1 pseudogene is annotated in these 340 nt (G+C 66.8%); it reads left to right on the top strand.

Annotated features, from left to right (window positions below):
* Positions 1-83: 83 nt before the first annotated feature.
* Positions 84-340: pseudogene (locus tag BN1134_RS19875) on the top strand (coniferyl-aldehyde dehydrogenase); the annotation flags it as partial.

Genomic DNA, 340 nt, shown 5'->3' with positions numbered 1-340 from the left:
CCCCTCCCCCTCTTTACAAGTCGCGGCCCGGCACGTTAGCGTGCCAACACCTGACAATACCCATACAACTATCGGGAGCCGCCATGGAGCAGGCCAATCCGACGATGCCCGACCCCCTCCTGGCACAGCTTGAGACTCAGCGCTCCGCCTTCTTGGCTCGGCCATCCCCCTCCTATGCCGAGCGTAGTGCTGCCCTTGCCAGCCTCAAGCGGGCACTGCTGCGCGAGCGCGCGGCCCTGTGCGCTGCCCTGGCTGCCGACTATGGCCGGCGCAGCCCCTATGACTCGCTGATCGCCGACCTGTTGCCCTGCATCCGCCAGATTGGCTACACCCGGCGCCA

Source organism: Aeromonas simiae, from assembly GCF_000820125.1.
Classification (GTDB): domain Bacteria; phylum Pseudomonadota; class Gammaproteobacteria; order Enterobacterales; family Aeromonadaceae; genus Aeromonas; species Aeromonas simiae.
This window is presented reverse-complemented; position numbering and strand designations above follow the sequence as displayed.